Raw genomic sequence first — 7,024 nt, 5'->3', positions numbered from 1 at the left:
TTGCCATGGGGACATCCTTCCAGCCCGCCCATGCTGGGCAAGCCAACTCAGATGTCACCTATTCGTGCAGCAGACCCTTGTCTCCTTCCTACGGAACTGACAGCCCCCGTGCTCGGAGGGGCACCCTCCTCGACCGACGCTACTGACCTTAACGTCTTTTTCAGCTTGCCGACCCATTTTGACCGAAGCAGTTACACATAAATTCAGCGTCGGGCCGACGCCGGCGAGAGCAAGGTCCCGACCTTTAGGGAAATTCCGTTGACCTGCGGTTTGCCGCTCAATGCGCAGGCTTGGAATGACAAGGTCATAAGATCGGCGCACCCGAGGAAGCCGGGCGTTTCACCGACGGACCGCTTGCAGCCGCGGTCTGCACAGAAGCCGCCGTCCGGCCTCATGCCTCGGCGGCCGGACCACTACTTGCACAGGCCGGACGGTAGGGCCGGCCTGTAGTCAGGTCCGTAACTCCTGCAGGTGGCTGCGGTACCACTCGACGGTGGATGCGATGCCCGAGCGAAGGCCGATCTTCGATGTCCATCCGGTATCGCGCAGCAAGCCGACATCCAGCAGCTTCTGCGGCGTACCGTCGGGCTTCGTCGTGTCCCAATGGGTTTCACCGGTGTAGCCGACAGTCTCGGCGACCACCGCAGCAATTTCGGCGATCGTGCAATCCTGCCCCGTCCCGATATTCACCTGCTGGGCGCCGTCGTAGTTCTCCAGCAGATGCAGGCATGCCGACGCCATGTCGTCGACATGAAGGAACTCCCGGCGCGGTGAGCCACTGCCCCAGTTCGTCACCGCAGTAAGGCCGTTCCGCACGGCCTCGTCATAGCGACGGATCAACGCGGGCAGCACGTGCGAGCCCTGAGGCGAGAAATTGTCTTGCGGCCCATAGAGATTCGTCGGCATTGCCGATATCCATGGGAGCCCGTACTGCCGACGCACCGATTGCACTTGGATGATGCCGGCGATCTTCGCGATCGCGTACGCGTCGTTCGTTGCCTCGAGCGGCCCGGTGAGCAGAGAGTCCTCGCGGATGGGTTGCGGCGCCAGCCGCGGATAGATGCACGAAGAGCCCAGGAACAACAACCTCGGCGTGCGACGCGCCGCGGCCGCGTCCAAGACGTTGACCTGGATGCGGACGTTGTCGGACAGGAAGTCGACCGGATAGGTGTTGTTGGCGAGGATGCCACCCACCTTGGCCGCTGCGAGGATGACGAGGTGAGGGCCGGTGTCGGTGAAGAAATCGAATACCGAATCGCGATCGCGAAGGTCGAGTTCGTCGGAACGCTTCCCGATCAAGTTCGTGAACCCACGACTGTCGAGTGCACGCCAGACCGCCGAGCCCACGAGCCCGCGGTGCCCCGCGACAAATACTGGCGCATCAAGATCTAGGGCGGTCGGCGTGAACACGCCCGTCATTCAAGCGCCCCCCAGCCGTCGAGTTCAACCTTGTCGATCCACGGAGTGCCGCTGTGCGCCACAGACTCGATGTCGGCATCCACCATGATCCGCGCGAGCTCCGGCGTCAGGATCTTCGGCTTCCAGCCGAGCACGAACTGCGCTTTGTCCGCGCAGCCGATCAGCGAATCCACCTCGGTGGGCCGCAGGTAGCGCTCGTCGAACCGAACATGCTCCTGCCAGTCCAATCCGACATGCGCGAATGCGAACTCGACGAAATCCCGCACGGTGTAGTCGGTACCGGTGGCAAGGACGAAATCCGCGGGCTCGTCGGCCTGCAGCATTCGCCACATGCCCTCGACGAATTCTGGCGCGTAACCCCAGTCGCGCACCGCATCCATGTTTCCGAGGTAGAGGTGCTGCTGCCTGCCAGCCTTGATGTTCGCGACCGCGCGGGTGATCTTGCGGGTGACGAATGTTTCACCGCGGCGAGGTGATTCGTGGTTGAACAATATGCCGTTGACGGCGAACATGCCGTACGCCTCGCGGTAATTGCGGGTCACCCAATAGGAATAGAGCTTCGCAGCGCCGTACGGTGACCGCGGGTAGAAAGGGGTTTCCTCGCACTGGGGTGGCGGTGTAGCGCCGAACATCTCCGAGCTGGAGGCCTGGTAGTAGCGGCAGTCCAGGCCTACTTTGCGAACGGCTTCCAAGAGGCGCATCGACCCGAGACCGGTCGTGTTGCCCGTGTATTCGGGGTCGTCGAAGCTCACCCGCACGTGGGACTGCGCCCCCAGGTTGTAGACCTCGTCCGGCCGAATGTCGCGGAGCAACGTTGCCAGACGGCTGCCTTCAGTAAGGTCTCCGTAGTGCAGGAAGAGGCGCGCGTCGGGATCGTGTGGGTCGCGGTACAGGTGATCCACACGGCCGGTATTGAAGGTGGATGCCCGCCGGATCAGCCCGTGGACTTCATATCCTTTGTGAAGTAACAGTTCCGCCAGGTAGGAACCGTCCTGCCCGGTGACACCGGTAATCAGTGCCTTCTTCGTCACGTTGGACTTTCCCTCTCGGTCTCCGACCGCGTGCCGGTGCGCGGGCTCGGCATCGATGGTGGTTGCGGGTCTCTGGACTGGCAGCGTAGCTACTGGTCAATGACGTAGTCGTAAATTGGAAATACTTGCCGTAGGTACTGTCGTCAGGTCGGAAATCCGCCCGCGAGCGCGGGTGTTGCCGGGGCTGCGGCGCTGGTCCTCATCGGCTTGGTTGCCCGACCCGGCGCGCGGAGGCGCAGTCGAAGTCGGCTTCGATGAAATCACATGCGGTCCACTAGCTGCGGCTGCCCGCAGCAAACACCAAGCGGTACCAAACGCCATTGCGCCCGCATACTTCAGGTCCGTCAGCGCCCCACCGGAACCTCCGCAAGGTGCGCTTGAACAGGACTCCTTGCAGTGCACTCCCAAGCCCACGCGTCAACGGGTGGTTGCTGGCGCGAGTTTCAGCTAAGCTGAGAGCGATTCGACGGACGGCTGGTTCGCAGGCGCACCACCTGGACTGCACGAGCCGCTTTGAATTACTGAACACGGTTATAGGAGCGCCATCAGTGAAGAGGATCGTCGTCCTGGTGTCCTTGCTCTTGGCCGCCGGTAAAGGGTTTTCCACGGCTCGCACCATTTCGGCCACCATCGCTGACTACGAGGCTCGATCCGACGCCATGGAGCGCAGGCGGTTCGATACGCCCGACTGGTGGCCCGACTCGATCTCCACGCGCCACGCGGCGCAGTCGACCCCGACCCTCGTCCTCGTCGCCGGACCGCGCTGAGCTGGATCGAGCGCCCATCGGGCCGCACGCGCGCCAGTCGACATTGTTGACTGGTTCAGCCCTGGCACCAGCTTTCCACTGCCCTCCGGCACTTCGTCGCAGATAGCGGCGCATACCCCAGCTCCACCAAGCCCGCCCTACGTCGGGCTCCAGTCCGAGAGCCACCCGTCCAGCCGCCGCCGATTAGCATTCTGGCGGCCACCGAAACGCCCCGAGTCGGCTTCTGTTGGCCCGCGACACCTACCCCACAGGACTCAGCAGACACGTCATCACCATGGTGAAGAGTTTCCGGTGGCGGACATCACATTCGCACTAATCCGCAGGTCAACGGCCATAAACCGGCGCCGGAACCACCCCGTTCAACCACTGGGTTGGTTAGCTGCGAAAAATTTGCTCTTGACTGCTTTGCGATGAAGTTACCCGGCGGTATAGTTAGCCCCAGTTACTGGTGGGTAACTTAGCCCTGAGTACCCAACCCCTACAGTCCATCTCATCGAGGAGAAATCGTGGGCCACTACAAGAGCAACGTCCGTGACCAGGTGTTCAACCTGTTCGAGGTCTTCGGCGTAGACAAGGCGATGGGTGAAGGCAAGTTCGCCGACCTGGACGCCGACACCGCCGGTGAAATGCTCAACGAGATCGCGCGCCTGGCTGAGGGCCCGATCGCCGATTCGTTCGCCGACGGCGACCGCAACCCGCCGGTCTTCGACCCCGCGACCCACACCGTCAAGCTGCCCGAGCCCTTCAAGAAGTCGATGCGCGCTCTGCTCGACGGCGGCTGGGACAAGGTCGGCCTGAAGGAAGAGCTCGGCGGCATGCCGATGCCCCGCGCGCTGCAGTGGGCGCTCATCGAGCACGTCCTCGGCGCCAACCCGGCCGCCTACATGTACGCCATGGGCTCGGGTATGTGCGAAATCTTCTACAACAACGGCACCGACGAGCAGAAGAAGTGGGCCGTCCTCGCTGCCGAGCGCGGCTGGGGCGCCACCATGGTGCTGACCGAGCCGGACGCCGGTTCTGACGTGGGCGCCGGCCGCACCAAGGCCACCCAGCAGCCCGACGGCACCTGGCACATCGACGGTGTGAAGCGATTCATCACCTCGGCCGACTCGGACGACCTGTTCGAAAACATCATGCACCTGGTCCTGGCCCGCCCCGAGGGCGCCGGCCCGGGCACCAAGGGTCTGTCGCTGTTCTTCGTGCCGAAGTTCCACTTCGACCCCGAGACCGGTGAGCCCGGCGAGCGCAACGGCGCCTTCGTCACCAACGTCGAGCACAAGATGGGCCTGAAGGTTTCGGCCACCTGTGAGCTGTCGCTCGGCCAGCACGGCGTTCCCGCCGTCGGTTGGCTCGTCGGCGAGGTCCACAACGGCATTGCGCAGATGTTCGACGTCATCGAGCAGGCCCGCATGATGGTGGGCACCAAGGCCATCGCGACCCTGTCGACCGGCTACCTGAACGCTCTCGAGTACGCCAAGAGCCGCATCCAGGGTGCCGACCTGACCCAGATGATGGACAAGACCGCTCCGCGCGTCACGATCATGCACCACCCCGACGTTCGCCGGGCACTGCTGACCCAGAAGTCCTACGCCGAGGGCCTGCGCGCCGTGTACCTGTACACCGCGACGTTCCAGGACCCCGAGGTTGCCAAGCTGGTCCACGGTGTGGAAGCCGAGCTGGCCTTCAAGGTCAACGACCTCATGCTCCCGATCGTCAAGGGTGTCGGCTCCGAGCGGGCCTACGAGAAGCTGACCGAGTCGCTGCAGACCTTCGGTGGTTCCGGCTTCCTGCAGGACTACCCGGTCGAGCAGTACATCCGTGACGCCAAGATCGACTCGCTGTACGAAGGCACCACCGCCATCCAGGCGCAGGACTTCTTCTTCCGCAAGATCATCCGCGACAAGGGCCAGGCCCTGGCGTTCGTCGCCGGCGAGATCGAGCAGCTGATCAAGAACCAGGACGGCAACGGCCGCCTGAAGGCGGAGCGCGAGCTGCTCGCCACCGCCCTGGGCGATGTCCAGAGCATGGCCGCCACGCTGACCGGCTACCTGATGGCCGCTCAGGAAGACCCGAAGTCCATCTACAAGGTGGGTCTGGGTTCGGTGCGCTTCCTGCTGGCCGTCGGTGACCTGGTCATCGGCTGGCTGCTGCTGAAGCAGGCCGCGGTTGCCATCAAGGCACTCGACGAGGGCGCCACCGGCGACGACCGGGCGTTCTACGAGGGCAAGATCGCGTCGGCTTCGTTCTTCGCCAAGAACATGCTGCCGCTGCTGACCAGCGTCCGCTCGGTCATCGAGTCCGTCGACAACGAGGCCATGGAGCTGGACGAAGCGTCCTTCTGATCCAGGCAAAGTGAACGGCCCCCGCTTCGTCGGGGGCCGTTTTCTTTTGAGTGTGACGCAGCGGCGGGGAGCTGATGCCTCGAGTGTGCGCGTAGAGCGCAGATCCGGCCGCTCGGAGGCTCTCACTGCACAGTCGCGAAAACCAACTGGAGCCGGCGTCACGAGCGTGCGCACAGCGCCCAGATCCGGGCCGTCAGACGCTCTGGCTGCACACTCGCGGCGGACAACGCAACTAGTCAGGCAGGCGCTGACTGATCTCGAAGGCCAGGCACAGCTCGGCGACGTCGCGGGGACGGGACAGGGACCGTCCCGTCCGCTCCTCGATGCGATGCAGCCGGTGCCGAATGGTGTTGGGATGACAGAAGATTGCGGCGGCGGCTTCATTGGCGGAGCCGCCGGCGTCGAGCCACGCCTGGAAGGTCTGGGACAACACGGCCCGCTCCTCGGAGGGCAGCCCACGCAGCCCGCCGAGCACCGATTCCTCGATACGGTTCATCACCTCCGGCGCACTGACGGCGGCGAACGCCAGTGGCGCGTCGTCGAAGGCGCAGACGAAGCCGTCTCGGCTCGGCCGGCCGGCCACCGCCAGCCGGGCCAGGCGCAGGCCCTCACCGGTCTCCGCCAGGCTCGTGAACGCCGGGCTGAGGCCGACGCGCGCCGTCGCGATCTTGCGCAGCACCTCGACCAGCACGTCGTACGTCGCGTCCTGCCGCAGGTGCACGACACCGACCTGCAGATCGGGCAGCAGACGCCAGGCCGACCGGATATCGCGGGCCGCGAGCTTGCTCGCGATCTCGGGTAGCCCCAGCTTGCCGATGGCCGGAATCTCGGCCGCCGCAACCACATACGGGCCCGTCGTCGGCAGGCCCAGCAGATCGGCCGCCTCCCACAGGCTCTGGTGGTCGGTGATGCGGCCGAGCAGCACCGCCTCGACCAGAGCCGACCGCTCCTCTTCGCGGTCCATGATCTGGCTGGTGAGCTGCTCCCGGTACGCGCCGGTCATCGCCTGCGTGAACTCGTCCTGGCTCAGGAAGATGCGCGCGCTGGCCTCCAGGATGGACTCGGTCGGGATACCGGCCTCCCGCGCCGCGGCGACACTGCTCTCCCACATGAACCGGAAACCGATGCGATAGGCGGTCATCACCGCGGCCAGCGGAATCCCCTCGACAGCCCGCTGCCGGCCGGTCGCCTCCGCCGGCGACAGGTCCGCCTCGCCGTCGCCGCAGAGCGTGTGGAACACGAAAGTCATGTTGGCGACGCAACTTTCGCGCACATTGTCGCGCGCCTCGGGGGTGGCGCGGTAGCCGTCGATGCGGCTGTAGATGCGGTCGGCCAGTTGCTCGCCGAGCGCCTCCACACGCGTCAGCATGATCCGGCTGAGTTCCCGCATGTGCTCGTCGACCCCGGCCATCAGCCAACCTTAGGTGAGGCGCCGATTGTGGCCGGTCACATTTGACGGTGGCCA

The 7,024-nt window shown here is 64.8% G+C and carries 5 protein-coding genes; 2 read left to right on the top strand and 3 right to left on the bottom strand.

Features of this window, described 5'->3' with window-relative positions; genetic code table 11:
- Positions 1–450 precede the first annotated feature (450 nt).
- Together ACJH6I_RS28015 and gmd are read right to left on the bottom strand one after the other, a co-directional pair.
- A complete protein-coding gene (locus ACJH6I_RS28015; protein WP_135357712.1) occupies positions 451–1,419 on the bottom strand; it encodes a GDP-L-fucose synthase in 969 nt (322 codons plus the stop codon).
- Positions 1,416–2,450, bottom strand: a complete 1,035-nt coding sequence (gmd, locus tag ACJH6I_RS28010; RefSeq protein ID WP_406784932.1) for a GDP-mannose 4,6-dehydratase — start codon at positions 2,448–2,450, stop codon at positions 1,416–1,418. The genes ACJH6I_RS28015 and gmd overlap by 4 nt, the downstream gene beginning before the upstream one ends.
- A 548-nt stretch (positions 2,451–2,998) precedes the next feature.
- On the opposite strand from gmd, the gene ACJH6I_RS28005 reads away from it, so the two are divergent.
- Together ACJH6I_RS28005 and ACJH6I_RS28000 are read left to right on the top strand one after the other, a co-directional pair.
- Positions 2,999–3,217, top strand: a complete 219-nt coding sequence (locus tag ACJH6I_RS28005; protein WP_135357714.1) for a hypothetical protein — start codon at positions 2,999–3,001, stop codon at positions 3,215–3,217.
- 506 nt (positions 3,218–3,723) lie between these two features.
- Positions 3,724–5,559, top strand: coding sequence for an acyl-CoA dehydrogenase (locus ACJH6I_RS28000; RefSeq protein WP_406784931.1), 1,836 nt, complete (start codon positions 3,724–3,726; stop codon positions 5,557–5,559).
- 232 nt (positions 5,560–5,791) lie between these two features.
- Here ACJH6I_RS28000 and ACJH6I_RS27995 read toward each other — a convergent pair whose 3' ends face one another.
- Positions 5,792–6,970, bottom strand: coding sequence for a CdaR family transcriptional regulator (locus tag ACJH6I_RS27995; protein ID WP_212807990.1), 1,179 nt, complete (start codon positions 6,968–6,970; stop codon positions 5,792–5,794).
- Positions 6,971–7,024: the final 54 nt, after the last annotated feature.

Origin of the sequence: Mycobacterium sp. SMC-13 (assembly GCF_045311035.1) — a bacterium.
Lineage (GTDB): Bacteria > Actinomycetota > Actinomycetes > Mycobacteriales > Mycobacteriaceae > Mycobacterium.
The sequence above is the reverse complement of the archived record's forward strand: the minus strand, read 5'-3'. Positions and strand labels throughout refer to the sequence as shown.